At 66.0% G+C, this 18,197-nt stretch carries 16 protein-coding genes; 12 read left to right on the top strand and 4 right to left on the bottom strand.

What is annotated here, in order from left to right; genetic code table 11:
* Positions 1-218: 218 nt before the first annotated feature.
* From AC6LJ9_RS10565 to AC6LJ9_RS10545, 5 genes are all read left to right on the top strand, one after another.
* Complete coding sequence (locus AC6LJ9_RS10565) at positions 219-1,688, top strand: pyruvate carboxylase subunit B (RefSeq protein WP_498147497.1); 1,470 nt, start codon at positions 219-221, stop codon at positions 1,686-1,688.
* A 31-nt stretch (positions 1,689-1,719) separates the two neighbouring features.
* Positions 1,720-2,253 (top strand): acetyl-CoA carboxylase biotin carboxyl carrier protein, encoded by a 534-nt coding sequence (accB, locus tag AC6LJ9_RS10560; RefSeq protein WP_498147496.1) that lies wholly within the window; start codon positions 1,720-1,722, stop codon positions 2,251-2,253.
* Between the two features lie 13 nt (positions 2,254-2,266).
* Complete coding sequence (gene accC, locus AC6LJ9_RS10555; RefSeq protein WP_498147495.1) at positions 2,267-3,646, top strand: acetyl-CoA carboxylase biotin carboxylase subunit; 1,380 nt, start codon at positions 2,267-2,269, stop codon at positions 3,644-3,646.
* Between the two features lie 233 nt (positions 3,647-3,879).
* The gene (locus AC6LJ9_RS10550) at positions 3,880-4,251 is read left to right on the top strand and encodes a DUF485 domain-containing protein (RefSeq protein WP_498147494.1); all 372 of its coding nucleotides are present in this window, start codon (positions 3,880-3,882) and stop codon (positions 4,249-4,251) included.
* The gene (locus tag AC6LJ9_RS10545; protein WP_498147493.1) at positions 4,248-5,921 is read left to right on the top strand and encodes a cation/acetate symporter; all 1,674 of its coding nucleotides are present in this window, start codon (positions 4,248-4,250) and stop codon (positions 5,919-5,921) included. Before AC6LJ9_RS10550 ends, AC6LJ9_RS10545 begins: the two co-directional genes overlap by 4 nt.
* 77 nt (positions 5,922-5,998) lie before the next feature.
* Here the strand turns inward: AC6LJ9_RS10545 and AC6LJ9_RS10540 are convergent, their stop codons facing one another.
* Positions 5,999-7,225: an MFS transporter gene (locus AC6LJ9_RS10540; protein ID WP_498147492.1), complete on the bottom strand. Its 1,227-nt coding sequence runs from the start codon at positions 7,223-7,225 to the stop codon at positions 5,999-6,001.
* Between the two features lie 135 nt (positions 7,226-7,360).
* Between AC6LJ9_RS10540 and AC6LJ9_RS10535 the strand changes: the two genes are divergently transcribed.
* The 6 genes from AC6LJ9_RS10535 (at position 7,361) to garL (ending at position 14,070) form a co-directional block, all read left to right on the top strand.
* On the top strand, positions 7,361-8,317 hold the full coding sequence (locus AC6LJ9_RS10535; protein ID WP_498147491.1) for a GlxA family transcriptional regulator: 957 nt from the start codon (positions 7,361-7,363) through the stop codon (positions 8,315-8,317).
* A gap of 164 nt (positions 8,318-8,481) precedes the next feature.
* On the top strand, positions 8,482-9,411 hold the full coding sequence (locus AC6LJ9_RS10530; protein WP_498147490.1) for a dihydrodipicolinate synthase family protein: 930 nt from the start codon (positions 8,482-8,484) through the stop codon (positions 9,409-9,411).
* Between the two features lie 39 nt (positions 9,412-9,450).
* Positions 9,451-10,257 carry a FadR/GntR family transcriptional regulator gene (locus AC6LJ9_RS10525; RefSeq protein ID WP_498147489.1) on the top strand — a complete coding sequence of 269 codons (807 nt, stop codon included), beginning with the start codon at positions 9,451-9,453 and terminating at the stop codon, positions 10,255-10,257.
* Positions 10,258-10,323: 66 nt separating this feature from the next.
* Positions 10,324-12,078 carry an L-arabinonate dehydratase gene (gene araD, locus AC6LJ9_RS10520; RefSeq protein WP_498147488.1) on the top strand — a complete coding sequence of 585 codons (1,755 nt, stop codon included), beginning with the start codon at positions 10,324-10,326 and terminating at the stop codon, positions 12,076-12,078.
* Positions 12,079-12,202: 124 nt separating this feature from the next.
* The gene (locus tag AC6LJ9_RS10515; RefSeq protein ID WP_498147487.1) at positions 12,203-13,201 is read left to right on the top strand and encodes a tripartite tricarboxylate transporter substrate binding protein; all 999 of its coding nucleotides are present in this window, start codon (positions 12,203-12,205) and stop codon (positions 13,199-13,201) included.
* Between the two features lie 101 nt (positions 13,202-13,302).
* Entirely contained in the window at positions 13,303-14,070 is a 768-nt protein-coding gene (gene garL / locus AC6LJ9_RS10510) for a 2-dehydro-3-deoxyglucarate aldolase (protein WP_103275169.1), read from the top strand.
* Between the two features lie 54 nt (positions 14,071-14,124).
* Here garL and lysA read toward each other — a convergent pair whose 3' ends face one another.
* Positions 14,125-15,354, bottom strand: a complete 1,230-nt coding sequence (lysA, locus tag AC6LJ9_RS10505; RefSeq protein ID WP_498147486.1) for a diaminopimelate decarboxylase — start codon at positions 15,352-15,354, stop codon at positions 14,125-14,127.
* A 113-nt stretch (positions 15,355-15,467) separates the two neighbouring features.
* Between lysA and AC6LJ9_RS10500 the strand changes: the two genes are divergently transcribed.
* The gene (locus AC6LJ9_RS10500) at positions 15,468-16,400 is read left to right on the top strand and encodes a LysR family transcriptional regulator (protein WP_498147485.1); all 933 of its coding nucleotides are present in this window, start codon (positions 15,468-15,470) and stop codon (positions 16,398-16,400) included.
* An 86-nt stretch (positions 16,401-16,486) separates the two neighbouring features.
* Here the strand turns inward: AC6LJ9_RS10500 and rpsT are convergent, their stop codons facing one another.
* A complete protein-coding gene (gene rpsT, locus AC6LJ9_RS10495; RefSeq protein ID WP_006396042.1) occupies positions 16,487-16,750 on the bottom strand; it encodes a 30S ribosomal protein S20 in 264 nt (87 codons plus the stop codon).
* 301 nt (positions 16,751-17,051) lie between these two features.
* The gene (locus AC6LJ9_RS10490; protein WP_498147521.1) at positions 17,052-18,017 is read right to left on the bottom strand and encodes a FecR domain-containing protein; all 966 of its coding nucleotides are present in this window, start codon (positions 18,015-18,017) and stop codon (positions 17,052-17,054) included.
* Positions 18,018-18,197: the final 180 nt, after the last annotated feature.

The raw sequence follows: 18,197 nt of genomic DNA, 5'->3' as shown, positions 1-18,197 counted from the left end.
GGGCCCACGGGGCGGTCCAGTGGCCATCTTGCTAGTGATATGTCTCTAGATACACCATAGTATTGATTATATTCTGGCTGTCTTCGATCGCCCGGACGATATGTCATTTCCCTAGATAGTCCCAAGAAAATCAGCTTGATCAGTCAGGGAAAACACCAATCCGATTCCTTTCTTTTCTTCTATTACTATATAGTAATTGATCTTGAAAGGAGGGTCCCATGGACGTGCAACGCAAGAAGATCGGCATCGTTGACACCACGCTGCGCGATGCCCATCAGTGCCTTTGGGCGACACGAATGAAGACAGCGCACATGCTTCCCGTGGCGCAAGCCATGGACAAGGCAGGCTTCGCGCAGATAGACCTGGTCGCGCCGATTCAATTCGACGTCAGCGTTCGCTACCTGAAAGAGGATCCGTGGGAGCGAGTGCGCCTGATGCGCAGCAAGGTTCAAAACACGCCGCTGCGCTTTCTTGTCCGAAGCAAGAACCTGATGACGTTCGACACCTTGCCCGACGACATCCTGGAGCTGTGGGTCGAGCGGGCCGTGGCCAATGGCTTTCGCGTCGTCGGCGCGTTCGATGGCCTGAACGACGTCGAGAACATTCTGGCGTCCACGCGCGTCGCGAAGCGCCTGGGCGTGACGACGTTTGGCGCCTTGTCGTACTCGCTCAGTCCTGTCCATACGGACGAGCTGTACGTCAAGACCGCGCGCGAACTGGTCCAGAGCAAGGTCATCGACGGCATCATGCTCAAGGATGCCGCCGGCCTGCTGACGGTTGATCGAATCCGGACGCTGGTTCCCGCGATCAAGCGGGTGATCGGTGACATGCCGCTGGAAATTCACAGCCACTGTCTGACCGGACTCGCGCCGCTTGTTTACCTGGAAGCAGTGAAGTGCGGCGCGGATATCCTGCACACATCCATCGCGCCGCTGGCGAACGGCGCGGCGCAACCCGCCACGCAAAGTGTCGCCCGCAACCTTCGGCTGATGGGCTACGACGTGCCGATTGACGACCTGACCGTCGATCATGTGGGCGAGCATTTCAGGCGTATCGCCGAAGCCGAGGGAAAGCCTGTTGGCGAGGTGCTGGAGTATGACGCGTTCCACTACCAGCACCAGATGCCGGGCGGCATGCTGAGCAATTTCAAGTCGCAGTTGGCCGAGGCCGGGCTTTCCGATCGATTCGATCAGCTGCTGGAGGAAGTGGCCAGGGTGCGCGAGGAGTTGGGCTACCCGATCATGATCACGCCCTTTGCGCAATTGGTCGGGACCCAGGCGGTACTCAATGTGGTTCACGGCGAGCGATATCGCGTCGTGCCGAATGAGATCAAGAAATACGCGCTGGGATATTACGGGAAGCTTTTGGCGCCTGTTGTCCCCGACGTGATCGATCGCATTGTGGAGAACGGCTCGAAGCAGATCGCGTTGAAGCCGGTCGCGCCCGAGCCCGCGGTCGCCGCGCTTCGCAAGAAGTATCCGACGGCGTCAGACGATGAGCGCCTGCTGCGATACATGTTCGCCGGCTCGCAGGTCGACGACATGCTGCGCGAGAAGGGCGCCAATACATACGAGTACCAGCACGAGCATTCCATCGTCGCCTTGCTCAAGCATCTCGCGCAGCGCCCCAAGATCGGCCGCGTGCATATTTCGCAGGGCGATTTCCAATTGAACATCGTGGGTTCCTGAAACATCCCGGCCCACCCCAGGAGAAAACTGAATGACCGATAAGACCCTTACCTACCAGGACGTCAGGGAAATCATCAAGCTTGTCGAGGAAGCCGACAAGTTTGGCGAGTTTCGATTGCGCTACAACGACATCGAGATTTCGCTGAGCAAGCATGCGCCGCTTGGCGATGCCGCGACTCAGGCACAACGTCCTTTGCCTGGCTCCGAGCCGGTCGCCGCGTCCGTGGAGCCGGCGCCGCAAGTCGCGATCCGTGTCCCCGGGGCGGCACCGAACACGACGCCGGCACCCGCTGCCCATGTCCGCAATGAATGGCCGGAGCATTTCGTCACGGTCCGCGCGCCCATGGTCGGAACGTTCTATTGCGCTCCCGAGCCTGGCGCGAAGCCCTTTGTCGCCGTCGGAGACGTGATTGCCGCGCACGACACGGTGTGCATCATTGAAGTCATGAAGTTGATGAACGCACTGTCGGCGCAATCGGGTGGCATCGTCCGGGAAATCCTGGTCTCCGACGGGGACACCGTGGAATACGGACAGCCTCTCATCGTGATCGAGCCTGCCAACTGAGAGGGGTGTGTCGATGGGTTCGAAGATCAAGCGGTTGTTGGTTGCAAACCGTGGCGAAATCGCCGTCCGCATCCTGCGGGCGTGCCGCGAGTTGGGCATTGAAACGGTTCAGGTTTTCTCCGAGGCGGACAGGGACTCGCTCGCGGTTCGCATGGCGGACCGCGCGGTTTGCATCGGCGGTCCCAAGCCGCAAGATAGCTACTTGAACGCGCAGCGGATTCTGGGAGCGGCGTCGGCGCTTGGCGTGGATGCGATTCATCCAGGGTATGGATTCCTCTCGGAGAACGCCGATTTCGCCGATCTGGTCGAAGCGGAGGGCTTCATTTTCGTGGGGCCGACCGGCGCCTCGATACGCGCGATGGGAGACAAGGCAACGGCGAGGAAGCTGGCCGAAGAGGCCGGCGTGCCAACCACTCCCGGTTCCAAGGGCATCGTGGCGTCCGCCGAGGAAGCGGCATCGATCGCGGAGAGCATCGGCTATCCCGTGCTGTTGAAGGCCTCGGCGGGTGGCGGAGGGCGGGGAATGCGCGTCGTCAACGATGCGTCGATGATCGAGAAGGCGTTTCTCGAAGCCTCGCGCGAAGCCATGATTGCGTTCGGCAATGGCGCCATGTATCTGGAAAAATTCCTGACAGATATCCGGCACATCGAGATTCAGGTGCTGGGTGATGGCCACAACATCCTGCATCTGGGCGAGCGCGACTGTTCTTCGCAACGCCGCAATCAGAAGCTTGTGGAGGAGAGCCCGTCGCCGGTGTTGAGCGCAGCGTTGCGCGCGAAGATAGGCGAGGCGGCAGTCAGCTTGTGCAGGCATGTGCAGTATCGCAGCGCCGGCACGATCGAGTGCATTCTCGATCCCGCGTCGCAGCGCTTCTACTTCATGGAAATGAACACGCGGATCCAGGTCGAGCATCCTGTCACTGAAATGGTCTGCGGAATTGACCTGGTCAAGGCCCAGATCCGCATCGCGTCGGGGGAACGCATCGAGCTGCTTCAGGCGGACGTCCGGCTCAACGGTCACGCCATTGAATGCCGCATCAATGCCGAAGACCCGGAACAGGATTTCCAGCCCAAGCCTGGCAAGGTCCAGCGGTATTCCCCGCCCGGCGGCATCGGCGTGCGAATGGATAGCCATATCTTTTCGGGCTACGTGGTGCCGCCCTATTACGACTCCCTGTTGGGCAAGGTGATCTGCTGGGGAGAATCCAGGGCCGAGGCGATTGCGCGGATGCAGCGCGCGCTTCAGGAGCTTGAAATCGAAGGCGTGCAGACGACGCGCGAATTCCATCTTCAGCTGATCGGCAGTCCTGACTTCGCAGAAGCCAGGATCCATACGCGGTACATCCAGGATACCTACCTGAAGCAACGGGCCGAAGCGCGAAAAATGAGCTAGCGCAGGGAGTGATGCCACATGGAGGTGGCGTCACTTTCTGGATTGATGGTCCACGCACGATGGTTCGTGCGCCCCAGCGGCGATACGGAAGGAGGCCGTCGGAGGTGCGGCCGAAGCGCTATTTCCCGGATAGCTGGAAGTCGAGCATTCACATTCACAAGAATAAAACCCAACACAGGCAATGACAGGCGCCGCGAGCACCCGTGATCGCTTGAAATCCAAAGGAGACAGTTTTGTCTGATAGCCATTCCGTGCCTATTCAGGTGAACAAGGCCGCCGCGGAAGTCTCGCTGCAATTCGAGAAGATATATGCCAACAAGAGCTTCTCGAAACTGGTTTCCAGTCGAAATCGACTTGTTTGTTCGCTGTTGCTTGTTATTTTCCTGGGCTATTTCGGATTTCTGGGCGTTGTATGCCTGATGCCGAAATTCGCCGCGCAGCCGTTCTACGCCGGGAGCGGCTTGACGGTGGGGATCGCCGCCGAGCTGGCCTTGTTCCTGCTGTTCCTGATCATCTCCACGATCTATGTCTCGTTCGCGAACGGCAAGTTCGATCCGATGCTCCGCAGCCTCGTGGAGAAGGCGGGCGAGGGGAGGATGCAATGACTCTCGCGCGAAAGCTCTTGATTCTTTTCCTGGGGTGGGCGCTGGCATCGCCGGCGGCATGGGCTGATGTCGCAATCGGAGAGACGTCGCGCCAGCCCGTCAATGTGCATGCGATCGCGCTGTTTTTCTGCTTTGTGCTGGTCACGCTGGGAATCACCGTATGGGCAGCGAAGCGGAGCCGATCCGCTTCGGATTTCTACAGCGCGGGTGGCGGCATAAGCAGCATGCAGAATGGGCTGGCCCTGGCGGGAGACTATATGTCCGCCTCGACGCTGCTGGGGATCACCGCGATCATCTACACGGATGGCATCGACGGCTATATCTATCTGATCGCGTTCTTTACCGGTTGGCCGGTGCTGTTGCTGCTGATGACCGACAGATTGAGGAACCTGGGAAAGTTCACCTTCGCGGATGTCACGTCCTACCGGCTGGCCCAGCGTCCGATCCGGGCCATGTCGGCGCTTGGCTCGCTGGTCGTGGTCTGCTTCTATCTGATCGCCCAGATGGTTGGCGCGGGACAGTTGATCAAGCTCTTGTTTGGGCTGGAATACAACTGGGCGCTGATCATCGTCGGCTTCCTGATGATGGCGTACGTCATTTTCGGGGGGATGGTGGCCACCACGTGGGTGCAGATCACCAAGGCGTTTCTGTTGTTGATCGGTGGCACGATCGTGGCCTTGCTCGCGTTCTCGAAATTCGACTTCGATTTCGGGGCGCTGGTTTCCCGTGCCATGGAGATTCACCGGAGCGGGGCGGCGTTGCTGATGCCGGGCAAGCTTCTGGGGGATCCCCTCGCCGCGATTTCCTTGAGCCTTGGCCTCATCTTCGGCACGGCGGGGATGCCTCATATCCTGATGCGATTCTTCACGGTGAAGGATGCAAAGGAAGCGAGAAAATCCGTGCTGTATGCCAGTGGCTTCATCGGATATTTCTTCAACGTGCTGCTGATTCTGGGGCTGGCGTCCATCGTCATCGTCAGCCAGGACTTGAGGTTCTTCGAGGCGGGCGACATCAACGGCAAGTTGCTGGGCGGCGGAAACATGGTGGCGATGCACCTTGCGCATGCCGTGGGCGGTGACTTGATGTTCGGTTTCCTCGCGGCGATCACGTTTGCCACCATTCTGGCCGTCGTGTCGGGGCTGGCGCTTGCCGGGGCATCGGCGATCGCGCGTGACTTCTATGTTCACGTCATCTGTCGAGGGGTAGCCGACGAAGCCAAGGAACTGCGACTCACGAAGTTCGCGACGCTGGCACTGGGTGTCGTGGCCATCCTGCTAGGCATTGTTTTCCAGAAAGTGAATGTCGCTTTCATGGTGGCCATCGCGTTCGGCGTGGCGGCGTCGGCCAATTTTCCCGTCCTGTTTCTTTCGATGTTCTGGCGCGGACTTACAACAAGAGGGGCATTGGCCGGCGGCTATACCGGCCTGGTGTCCGCCGTGGCCCTGGTCTGTGCCTCGAAGTCCGTGTGGGTCAACGTTCTGGGCTACGCGGATGCGCTCTTTCCGTATGAGCAGCCAGCGCTGTTCTCGATGCCTTTGGCGTTCGCCGTGGCCATCGTCGTGTCGCTGTTGGACCGCAGCGAGGCGGCGGCGTCAGAGCGCGCACGATTCCTTGATCTATATGTGCGCAGCCAGACCGGAGTGGGAGTCAGTGCGCCCGCCTCGCACTAGCGCGTGCGCCTGGTCTGCGGCGCGGGTCGCGCGGGCCATCGGCCCAGGCTCTCGCCTGGCGCCGGTGGCCCGCCGGGTCAATCCGACCCGGCCACCGCTACCCCCCGGGCCGGCCCACGCGCCCACCACCATGTCATCAGGCCGGCCGCCAGCACCACCGGCAGCATGGCCGCGTTCAGCGCTTGCCACCCGAAGGCGTCCAGCGCCGGTCCGGCTGCCAGGGTGGCCAGCGCGGTGGCGGCATAACGCAGCATCTCGGCCGCGCCTTGCGCGCGGGCGCGTTCCGACGGACGGTAGGACTGCGCCAGCAGCGTGGTGCCGCCGACGAACATGAAGTTCCATCCCACCCCCAGGCAGAACAGCGCCGCATAGAACGCGGGCAGCGACGGCGAGGTCATCGCGATCAGCGCGCACGCGACGTTCAGCAGCATGCCGGCGCCCAGCACCTGGGGCAGGCCGAAGCGCTGGATCAGCGTGCCGGCGAAGAAAGCCGGTGCGTACATGCCGACCAGGTGCCATTGCATGATGTTGGCGCCGTCACCGATGCTGTGGCTGCACGCCACGGCGGCCAGCGGCGCGGCGGTCATGATGAACATCATCGACACCGACCCGACCACGTTGTTGGCAAGCGCGGCGACGAACACCGGCTGGCGGGCCACCTCGCGCAGCGGCCGCGCCGGCAGGCCGGCCTGGGTCTCGCCTGGCGCGGCGGGTGCTTCGGTGTCGCGATAGCCGACCCACAGCAGCGCGGCCGACAGCAGCGCCAGCAAGGCCACCATCAAATACGCGCCGGCGAAGGCGACCGGCGCGAAAAGATCGCGACTCCAGGCGGCCAATGCGGGGCCGGCAATGGCGGCGATGACGCCGCCCGCCATCACCACCGAGATCGCGCGGCTCTTGGCGGCGGGTTCGACGGCGTCCGCCGCCGCCAGTCGGTAGTACTGGGCAAAGGCCTGGAAGACGCCGACGAGTGCGGTGCCGGCGCAGAACACCCAGAAATCGGCATGAAACACGGCCCATACCGACAAACCGCCGCCCGCCGCGCCAGCCAGCGCGCCCAGCGTGAATCCCCTGCGCCGGCCGATGCGCTGCATCAGCAACGAGGCAAACCAGGTGACCAGTGCGCCCGCGACCGTGATCAGCGCGAATGGCAGGGTCGACAAGGCCTTGTTGGGCGCGAGCATGTGGCCGGTCAGCGCCGTCAGCGTCAGGTCGATGGAGATGGCGGCGACGAACAGGCCCTGGCAGATGGCCAGGAGACGGGCGTTGCGACGGCCGTGGGTGGGGGAGGCTGACGGGGGCATGGCAGGGTCGATTGGGAATGAGCGGTATGGGGAGCGGCGCGGCAAGCGCGGCCGCGTGGGGCTGACGGGTTTGACAGGCCTCACTTTAGCGACGCAAACTATGGCGTAAATGACATAATTCCCTCAAAAACCGCCATGCCACACGACGTCATCTTCCTGCTGGTGCCGGACTTCCAATTGCTGGATATGTCAGGCCCTGCCGCGGTGTTCCAGACCGCCGGCAAGCAGGCTCAGACCGCCGCCGGTCCGGCCTACGCGGTTCACCTTGTGTCGGAGCGTGGCGGCCCGGTGCGTAGTTCTTGCGGGGTCGAAGTCCTGACTCGATCCTGGCGCGACGCGCCGCCAGGCACGCTGGTGGTGCCGGGCGGCGAGGGCGCGCGCGCGGCCGCCGTCACACCGGCCATGCGCAGGTATCTGCACGCCCATCGCCAGGCCGGCCGGCGCCTGGCCAGCGTCTGCACGGGCGCGTTCGTGCTGGCAGCCGCGGGCCTGCTCGACGGGCTGCGCGCCACCACCCACTGGCGTCATGCCGCCGAACTCGCGCGCAACCATCCGGACGTGCGCGTCGACGCCGACCGGATCCACGTGTGCGATCGCGATACCTGGACCTCGGCCGGCATCACCGCCGGCATAGACCTCGCGCTGGCGATGGTCGAGTCCGACCTGGGCGCGGAGGTGGCGGGCGCCACCGCACGCGAGATGGTGGTCTATCACCGACGTTCGGGCGGCCAGTCGCAGTTCTCGGCGCTGCAGGACCTGGCGCCCGACAGCGAACGCATCCGCGCCGTGCTGGAGCACATCCGCGGGAATCTTGGCGCGGCGCTGACCGTCGAGCATCTGGCCGAGGTGGCCTGTGTCAGCCCGCGCCAGTTCCTGCGCAGCTTCAAGGCCGAGACCGGCGAAACGCCCGCCAAGGCGGTCGAACGCATTCGGGCGGAGGCGGCGCGCGCGCACCTCGAGGCGGGCGCCGACAGTATCGACAGCGTGGCGCGGCGGGCTGGCTTTACCGACAGCGAACGGATGCGACGGACTTTCCTGCGTGTCTATGGCCAGCCGCCGCAGGCGCTGCGGCGCATGGCCAGGCAAGGATGAACAAGGCGAACCTTGTTCCTGCCGCTCACGACGCCGGCGCGCAAGGCGCGGCATCCTGCCGGGACAGCTTGTAATACAAAGACGGGTATTGAGCTTTAACTTGTCAATCAAGTATGCTGTGCCGGACTTGATCATCCGACAAGCCAGCCTGCCCGGAGCCGCCCATGAAAACCTCCCCGGTCACCCACCAGGACCTGCAACGCTCGGTCATCGCGGTGCCGCCGCTGGCGCGCCGCGCGGACCTGACGCTGAACGAGGCCGCCAACCGGGCGCTGCTGGCGCATCTGGAGGCCGGCGGCGTGCGCAGCGTCATGTACGGCGGCAATGCCAACTTCTACAACGTGGGGCTCGGCGAGTACGCGCGCATCGTGGACATGCTGGCCGCGCTGGCCGGCCCCGACACCTGGATCCTGCCGTCGGCGGGGCCGGACTACGGCAAGATGATGGACCAGGCCTTGGTGCTGCGCACGCGCGCCTTTCCGACGGCCATGCTGCTGCCCATGTCCTTCCCGTACACGGACGAGGGCCTGGCGGATGGCGTGCGGCGCTTCACCGACGCGCTGGCCAAGCCGGCCGTGGTCTATATCAAGTCGGCCGGCTACCTGGCGCCGGCGACGGTCGCGCGGCTGATCGAGGAAGGCCGCATCGTGGCCTTGAAGTACGCCGTGGTGCGCGAGGATCCGCTGCGCGACGACTACCTGCGCGCGCTGCTGGACGAGGTCGAGGCGAGCTGGATCGTCAGCGGCATCGGCGAGCGGCCGGCCATCGCGCATTACCGGCATTTCGGCCTGTCGAGCTTCACGTCCGGCTCGGTCTGCGTCGCGCCGCGGGGCTCCATGCGCCTGCTGCGGCTGCTGGCCGAGGGCCGCTACGACGAGGCCGAAGGCGTGCGCCAGCGCTACCTGGGGCTGGAGGACTGCCGCGATGGCATCAGCCCCATCCGCGTGCTGCACGACGCGGTGACGCTGGCCGGCGTGGCCGACATGGGGCCGATGCTGCCCTTGCTCACGGGACTGTCCGCCGCCGAACGCGAACGCGTGGCGCCGGTGGCGCGCGCGCTGGCCGAATGGGACCGGGAAGCCGTGGCCGCGTGAGCCCGCGCATCGTCCGTCGGGCTCGTATTTGACGGTACGATGTGCGCTGTCTTTGCGCCCGATGCCGAAGGAGATTCCGTGGCCCGAAAACCGACCCCATCGCCAAGCGCGCCGCAAGCGCCCGCGGACGCGGAAACCGCGCAGCCGCTGGAGCGCCGCCATCGCGTGCGGCTGGCGGACCAGCTCTACGGCCAGATCTTCGAACAGCTCGTCTCGGGCAATCTCGGCGTCGGCGACAAGCTGCCTTCCGAGAACGAGATCTCCGAGCGCTACGGCGTCTCGCGGCCGGTGGTGCGCGAGGCGCTGCTGCGCCTGCGCGCCGATGGGCTGGTCACGGCGCATCAGGGCCTGGGCACCTTCGTCAGCCATCAGCCCGCGCCCCGGCTGAAGACCTTCGGCGAGGTCGAGCACGTCAGCGCCTATCTGCGCGCACAGGAGGTGCGGGTGGCGCTGGAAGGCGATGCCGCGCGCCTGGCGGCCCTGCGCCGCACCGACGAGCAGCTGCACAAGATAGAGGAGGCGCACGAGGCCTTCGCCGAATCGCTGGCGCAGGGGCGCATGTCGGCGGAGGCCGACCTGGCGTTCCATGCAAGCATCGCCGAGGCCAGCGGCAACGATTTCTACCTGGGCGTGCTGGAGAGCATTCACGATTCCATCAGCGGCTTCATGCGCCTGGCGCTCAGCCTTACGCGCACCGGCTCGCGCCAGCGCGCCCAGACCGTGCTGGACGAGCACGCCACCATACTCGCGGCCATTCGCGCGCAGGATGGCGAGCACGCGCGCGTGGCCATGCAGTTCCACCTGGGCCGGGCGCGGCACCGGCTGGTCGACCGCGAGCGCGACTGAGCGCGGCATCAGGATTTTCACCACCCAAGCGCGGCACAACAAGCGCAGAGGACCAAGAGCAGACAAATGAGCGATTCTTCCAAACCCAAGACCCGCAAGACTCCCGAGGAACTGCGCAGCCACCGCTGGTATGGCGTGAAGGACCTGCGCGCGTTCGGCCACCGTTCGCGCACGGCCCAGATGGGCTATCACCGCTCCGACTACGCGGGCAAGCCGGTGATCGCCATCATCAATACCTGGAGCGACATCAATCCCTGTCACAGCCACTTCAAGCAGCGCGTGGAAGAGGTCAAGCGCGGCATCTGGCAGGCCGGCGGCTTTCCGGTGGAAATGCCGGCCATGAGCCTGTCCGAGCCGTTCCAGAAGCCCACCACCATGCTGTACCGCAACCTGCTGGCCATGGAGACCGAGGAGCTGCTGCGCTCCTATCCGGCCGACGGCTGCGTGCTGATGGGCGGCTGCGACAAGACCACGCCGGCCCTGCTGATGGGCGCGGTGTCGATGGACCTGCCCACGCTGTTCGTGCCGGCCGGCCCGATGCTGCGCGGCAACTGGAACGGCAACACGCTGGGCTCCGGGTCCGACACCTGGAAGTACTGGGCCGAGCTGCGCGCGGGCAACATCACCGAGGAAGACTGGCAGGGCGTGGAGGACGGCATCGCCCGTTCTCCCGGCCATTGCATGACCATGGGCACGGCCTCCACCATGACCGCCGCGGTCGAGGCGCTGGGCATGTGCCTGTCGGGCTACTCCTCGATTCCGGCGCCCGACTCGCGCCACGCGCAGATGGCGAGCCTGTCGGGCAAGCGCATCGTCGAGATGGTCTGGGAAGACCTCAAGCCCTCGGACCTGCTGACCGCCGCGTCCTACGACAACGCGGTGCGCACGGTGCTGGCGCTGTCCGGCTCCACCAATTCGGTGGTGCACCTGATCGCGATGGCGCGGCGCAGCGGCTTCGGCCTGGACCTGGACCGCTTCGACCATCTGGCGCGCACCACGCCGGTGCTGGCCAATCTGCGGCCCGCCGGCAAGTACCTGATGGAAGACTTCTACTACGCGGGCGGCCTGCGCGCGCTGCTGGTGCAGCTGGGCGACCTGCTGGACCTGACGCAGCGCACGGTCGACGGCCGCACGCTGGGCGAGAACATCGCCGGCGCGCGCGTGTTCAACGATGACGTGATCCGCGCGCGTGGACAGGCGCTGGTCGAGCGCGACGGCCTGGCCGTGCTGCGCGGCAACCTGGCGCCGGACGGCGCGGTGATCAAGCCGCCGGCGATGGAGGCGCATCTGCAGGTGCATACCGGCCCGGCGGTGGTCTTCAAGGACTACAACGACATGGCCGCGCGCATCGACGATCCGGCGCTGGACATCAGCGCCGACAGCGTCATCGTGCTGCAGAACGCCGGGCCGCAGGGCGCGCCGGGCATGCCGGAATGGGGCCAGCTGCCGATCCCGCAGAAGCTGCTCAAGCAGGGCGTGCGCGACATGGTGCGCATCTCGGACGCGCGCATGAGCGGCACCAGCTATGGCGCCTGTGTGCTGCACGTGGCGCCGGAAGCCTATGTGGGCGGTCCGCTGGCGCTGGTGCGCGACGGCGACCTGGTGGCGCTGGACGTGCCGGGCCGCAGCCTGAACCTGCTGGTGCCGGACGCCGAGCTGGCCGCGCGCAAGGCGGCCTGGCAGGCGCCGCCGCCGCGCTTCGAGCGTGGCTATGGCGTGCTGTACCTCAAGCACATCGGCCAGGCCGACACCGGCTGCGATTTCGATTTTCTGCAGACGGCAGCGCGGGCGGAGTCCGCGGGCGAACCGGAGATCCACTGACCCGGGCGACGGGTCGCAACGTGCATGCCCCCAAAGCCGCGTTCGACGGCGCGGGCCTGCCATCCCCGACCGGGCCGCTCATGTCGAGACGGCCCGGCGAAGAACACACAAGGAGGAGACACACATGGAACGCAACGCAATGCCGGCGCGCCGGCGACTGGGACTGGCCGCGCTGATCATGGCGGCGGCAGCGGCGACGCCCGCCGCGCTGTACGCGCAGACCGGGCAATGGCCGGCGCGGCCCGTCAAGCTGGTGGTGCCGTTCCCGCCCGGCGGCAGCACCGACGCGGTGGGCAGGCTGCTGGCCGTGGAACTGGCCAAGGACCTGGGCCAGACCGTCATCGTCGAGAACAAGGGCGGCGCCAACGGCAACATCGGCTCGGACGCGGTGGCCAAGGCCGAGCCGGACGGCTACACGGTGCTGCTGTCGGGCGTGGGCTCGAACGCCATCAACTACGCGCTCTACGCCAGCATGCCGTACCGCGACAGCGACTTCGCGCATGTCTCGCTGCTGGCCACCGGGCCCAACGTGCTGGTGGCAGCGCCGGACTTTCCGGGCAAGACCTTCGCCGACTTCATCCGGCTGGCGCGCGAGAGCCCGGGCAAGTACACCCATGCCAGTTCGGGCAGCGGCTCGTCCGGCCACCTGGCCATGGAAATGCTCAAGCAGCAGGCCAAGATCGACCTGGTGCACGTGCCGTACAAGGGCGGCGCGGCGGCCATCACGGACCTGCTGGGTGGCCGCGTGACGGTGCTGTTCCTCAACCAGGACACCCTGTTGCCGCAGGTGCAGGCCGGCAAGCTGCGGGCGCTGGCGGTGGCCAGCGTCAAGCGCAACCCGGCCTATCCCGACACGCCCACGGTGGCGGAGTCCGGCTATCCGGGTTTCGCGGCCGAATCCTGGTTCGGCCTGTCGGCGCCGGCCAGGACGCCGCCCGCCGTGATCCAGCGCCTGAGCCAGGCGACGGCCAAGGCCATGGCCTCGGCCGACATGCGGCAGAAGCTGGAGAGCGTGGGCTTCGTGGTGGTGGGCAGCGACCCGCAGGCCTTTTCGACCTTCGTCACCAGTGAAATCGCCAAGTGGGGCCAGGCCGCCAAGGCATCCGGCGCCCGCATGGATTGATTGATTCTTGCGGCATTGTTTTCCGCCGGCTTGCCGCGCCGGCATGCCGTGCGGCGGACTTCGCGTTCGCCGCGCGGATCCCGCAGCAACAGAGGACCATCATGGATTCACCCTTGCCCAACCGTTTCCGCCAGCGCATCCTGGCGCGCGAGCGGCTCATCGGATTCTGGATGTGCATGTCCAGCCACATCACGGCCGAGCTGGCCGGGCTGGCCGATTTCGACTGGCTGCTGCTCGACGGCGAGCATTCGCCCAACGAGGTGCCGATGTTCCTGCAGCAGCTGCAGGCGCTGCAGTCCAGCGCCAGCGCGGCGGTGGGGCGGCCGTCGTGGAATGATCCGGTCGAGATCAAGCGGATGCTGGACATCGGCTTCTACAACCTGTTGATCCCCTTCATCGAGTCTGAGGCCGACGCGCGCCGCGCCGTGGCCGCCACGCGCTATCCGCCGCAGGGCATGCGCGGCGTGGCCGGCGCGCAGCGCAGCAACCGCTACGGCACGGTGCCCAATTACCTGCAGACCATCAACGACAACATCTGCGTGCTGCTGCAGATCGAGAGCCGGCCGGGCATCGAGGCGGTGGACGAGATTGCTTCGGTGGAGGGCGTGGACGGGGTGTTCATCGGTCCGTCGGACCTGGCCGCCGCGCTGGGGCATCTCGGCAATCCCGGCCATCCCGAGGTGCAGGACGCGATCCGCCACCTGTACCAGCGCGTGTCGGCGCAGGGCAAGGCGGTGGGCATCCTGGCGCCGGTGCATGCCGACGCCAGGCGCTACCTGGACATGGGCATGCACTTCGTGGCGGTGGGCACGGACCTGGGCGTGTTCAAGCAGGCGGTGTTCGGGCTGCGCGAGGCGTTCCCGACTTAGTCTTGGGGCCCGCGATCAGGCGCGGCGGCGCGATGCCGCCCGCGCCGCGAGGGCTCAGCTTTCCAGCGCCAGCAGGTCGGCGACGGTCTGGCGGCGGCGGATCAGGCGCGCCTGGCCCTGGTCCAGCAGCACTTCCGGCGCCAGCGGCCGGGTGTTGTAGTTCGAGGACATGGACGAGCCGTAGGCGCCGGCGTCATGCAGCACCAGATAGTCGCCGATGCGCGGCTGCGGCAGCAGCCTGTCGGTCACGACGCCGCCGGCGTCCTGCGTGAACACATCGCCCGACTCGCACAGCGGGCCGGCCACGGACAGGCGCGCCGGTTCGCCCGGGGGCGTCGAGCCGTCGGGCGCATGCACCGAGATGCGGTGATAGCTGCCGTACATGGCCGGGCGCATCAGGTCGCTGAAACCGGCGTCCACCAGCACGAAGTCACGGCCCGGGCGTCGGTTGATCGCATGCACCTCGGCGATCAGCGCGCCGGACTCGGCCACCAGGAAGCGGCCCGGCTCGATCTCCAGTCGGACCGGATGGCCCAGGTGCTGCTCGATGCGCTTGCGCGCGGCGTCCCACTGTTCGAAGTAATGGTCGCAGTCGATGCGCGCCTCGCCATCCTTGTACGGGATGGACAGGCCGCCGCCGGCGGAGATGGCTTCGATGTCGTGGCCCAGGTTGCGGACCACGTCGACCATGGCGTCGCAGACGCTGGACAGGTGGCCGTAGTCCACGCCCGAGCCGATATGCATGTGGATGCCCATCAGTTTCAGGCCGTGGCGGCGCACGATGGCGATGGCCTGGGCCACGTCGTCGATCCAGATGCCATGCTTGCTTTGCGGGCCGCCGGTGTTGGTCTTGTTGCTGTGGCCATGGCCGAAGCCGGGGTTGATGCGCAGCCAGACGCGGTGGCCGGGCGCCTGCTGGCCGACGCGTTCGAGCATGTCCAGCGAGCCGGCGTTGACCGGGATGCCGTGCTGGATCACGGCGGCCATGGTGGCGTGGTCGATCAGGTCGGCGGTGAACACGATGCCGGCCGGCTCGCCCTCGGGGCGGAAACCCGCGGCCAGGCTGCGCTCGACCTCGCCCAGCGACACGGCGTCGACCACGGCGCCCTCGGCGCGCATCAGCTTGAGGATATGGATGTTCGAGCAGGCCTTCTGCGCATAGCGGATCACGTCGAAGCGGCGCAGCTGGGCGATGCGCTCGCGGATGACGGCGGCGTCATAGACCCACAGCGGGGTGCCGTGTTGCGTGGCGAGTTCGGTGAGTTGGCGCGGATCGAGTGCCATGGGGCGGACCTTGTTATGCGGTAGTGAAACTGGAGCGCCATGATGCCTGCGACGGGCTATCCAGTAAAATGCTTTGAATTTCCTGATCCATTCATTCTTGATATGGAATTGCCATGCTGACGCACCGGCACGTCGAAGTCTTCCGCGCCTTGATGATCGCCGGCAGCGTGACCCGCGCGGCCGAGCTGTTGCATACGTCGCAGCCCACGGTGAGCCGGGAACTGGCCCGCATGGAGCACAGCATAGGCTTCCCGTTGTTCGAGCGCATCCGGGGCCGCCTGCGGCCCACCATGCAGGCGCTGGCGCTGTACGACGAGGTCAGGCAGTCCTACGCGGGGCTGGAGCGGGTGGCATCCGCCGCGGCGCGGCTGCGCGCCTATTCGGACGGCCAGCTGGCGGTGATCGCGCTGCCGGCGTTTTCCCATTCCGTGCTGCCGGGCGCGTTTCGCCGCTTCCATGCCGGCCATCCCGGCGTCAGCCTGTCGGTGGAGACGCAGGAATCGCCCTTCCTGGAAGAGTGGTTGAGCGCGCAGCGCTACGATCTGGGGCTGACCGAGAGCGACGCCGAGCCGGCGGGCACGCGATTGGAACTGTTGGTCGAGGTGGACGAAGTCTGCGCGCTGCCCGAGGGCCATCCGCTGCTGGCGCGCGATGCGATCGAGCTGCGCGATTTCGAGGGGCAGGCGTTCGTCAGCCTGTCGGCCAGCGATCCCTATCGCCTGCAGATCGACGAGGCTTTCGCGGCCGAGGGCGTGGCGCCACGCTCCATCGTCGAGACGCCGTCGGCCGTGTCGGTCTGCGCCTTCGTGCGCCAGGGGCTGGGCGTGGCCATCGTCAATCCGCTGACGGCGCTCGACTTCATCGGCAATGGCTTGCAGGTGCGGCCGCTGACGCGTTCGTTCCCGTTCAGGGTGAATGCGGTGTATCCCGAGCATCGGCCGAAGAATCCGCTGGTCGACGCCTTTGCCGCAGCGGTGCGCGCGCAGGCTCGCGAGATGGCGGGCAGGCTGGGGGCCGGGGCAGGGCGCGGCGGCCGTCCGATCTGAAGCCGCCATGAAAAAAGGATGCCCGTGGGCATCCTTTTTTATTTGCCGTATTCATGACGCCCCGGGGAACGGGGCGGCAGAATGGCTTAGGCCAGCGCCTTGATGGCGGCAGCCAGGCGGCTCTTGTGGCGAGCGGCCTTGTTCTTGTGGATGATGTTCTTGTCAGCCACGCGGTCGATCACGCTGCTGGCTTTCTGGAACACTTCACCGGCCGCAGCTTTGTCGCCGGCGGCGATGGATTGGCGAACGCGCTTGATGGCGGTGCGCAGCATCGAGCGCAGGCTGGAATTGTGCTTGTTGCGCTCAACGGATTGGCGAGCGCGCTTGCGGGCTTGGGCGGTGTTGGCCATTGTGTATCAGTAAGTTGAATTCGGCAAAGTCGGACATTGTAGCAAGTCCCAGGGGGATTGCAAGTTCAATGTGCCGTCAAACCGATGACGCCCGACGGTCGGGCGGGAGCGCCAGGGCGGCGGTTCCGGTCGCGATCCCTGTGGAAAGTTCCGGGGATGTCCGGGTCGGCCGTGCCGCTTGTCGCGGCTGCCGGGAAATCCGGGTGGCGCCTGCTGGGGTAAAAATGCGGGTAAAAACGCTGTGGCGAGTATACAACGAGACGGTCACGCAGAACACGGCACGTTGCAAGAAGGTGACGGTTCAGGTCGCGACGTTGATCGACACGTACCAGGGGGTGTAACGGCGGATGTGGATGGGCATGCTTTCCTGCAGCGAGCGCAGGGCGGCGTCGGTGTCGTCCAGCGGGAAATGTCCCGAGACGGGCAGGCCGCCCGCGGCCATGGAGATGCGCAGCGAGCCGCTGCGGTAGGGCCGCAGCGCCGCGATCACCTCGGCCAGCGGCCGGCCGCGCACGTCGATCCAGCCGGCTTCCCAGGCGGCCTCGGCCATCAGTTCGGCGCGCGGCGTGTCCATGCGCAAGGCGTCGAAGCGCGCGCCGGTGCCGGCCCGCACGGTGCCATGGGCGCCGGACATGGTCTCGACCTCGACTTCGTGTTCGTGCACCACCACCACGGTGCGCTGGGCCTGCTGACGCACCATGTAACGAGTGCCGAGCGCGCGCACGGTGCCTTCGGCGGTCTGGACCAGGAAGGGGCGGCGCGCGTCGGGCGCCACGGACACGGTGACGGCGCCGTCCAGCAGGCGCACCTGGCGATAGGCGGGCGTGAAGTCCAGGTTCACCCGGCTGCGCGCGTCCAGCAGAAGCTGGCTGCCGTCCGACAGTACGTAGCGGCGGCGTTCGCCGGTGGCCGTGGCGGCGTCGGCGGCGACGTTGTTCAAAGGGTAGAAGGCATTGCCGACATAGCCGGCGCAGGCGCCCGCACCGACGAGCGCCACCGAGCCGCTCATGAAGCGGCGGCGCGACGGTGAAACGAGGGGCGGGGGCGGGGCGGCGGGCTGCGACGCAGGGGCGGCCGCAGCGTAGCCTATCGGATAGGCGTCGCCGAGCCGGCCGAACGTCGACCCTTCCAGAGTGCTTATCAGCTGCTGCCAGGCATTCTCATGGAGCGGGTCGGCCGCACGCCACGCCAGGAAATCGTTATAGTCCTGCGGCGTCGCTCGGCCCGAGCGCAGCAGCAGCAACCAGTTGATGACCTGGTCCGCCACGGGTAGTCCTTGGGCGTACTTCACTTCATCTCCCACGCGTTTTCCCAGGTGGGGATCCTTTCATTGGCAATTTGTAAATAATAAAGGTTTTTTACCAAAGATTACGGCGAGCTTGTCAATTCTTGACGAATCGGACGAAAAAAAGCCGGCGGATAAGCCGGCTTTTTACGAGGATGTGGC

The sequence above is a fragment of the Achromobacter sp. 1011811831 genome (assembly GCF_059760905.1).
The sequence above is the reverse complement of the archived record's forward strand: the minus strand, read 5'-3'. Positions and strand labels throughout refer to the sequence as shown.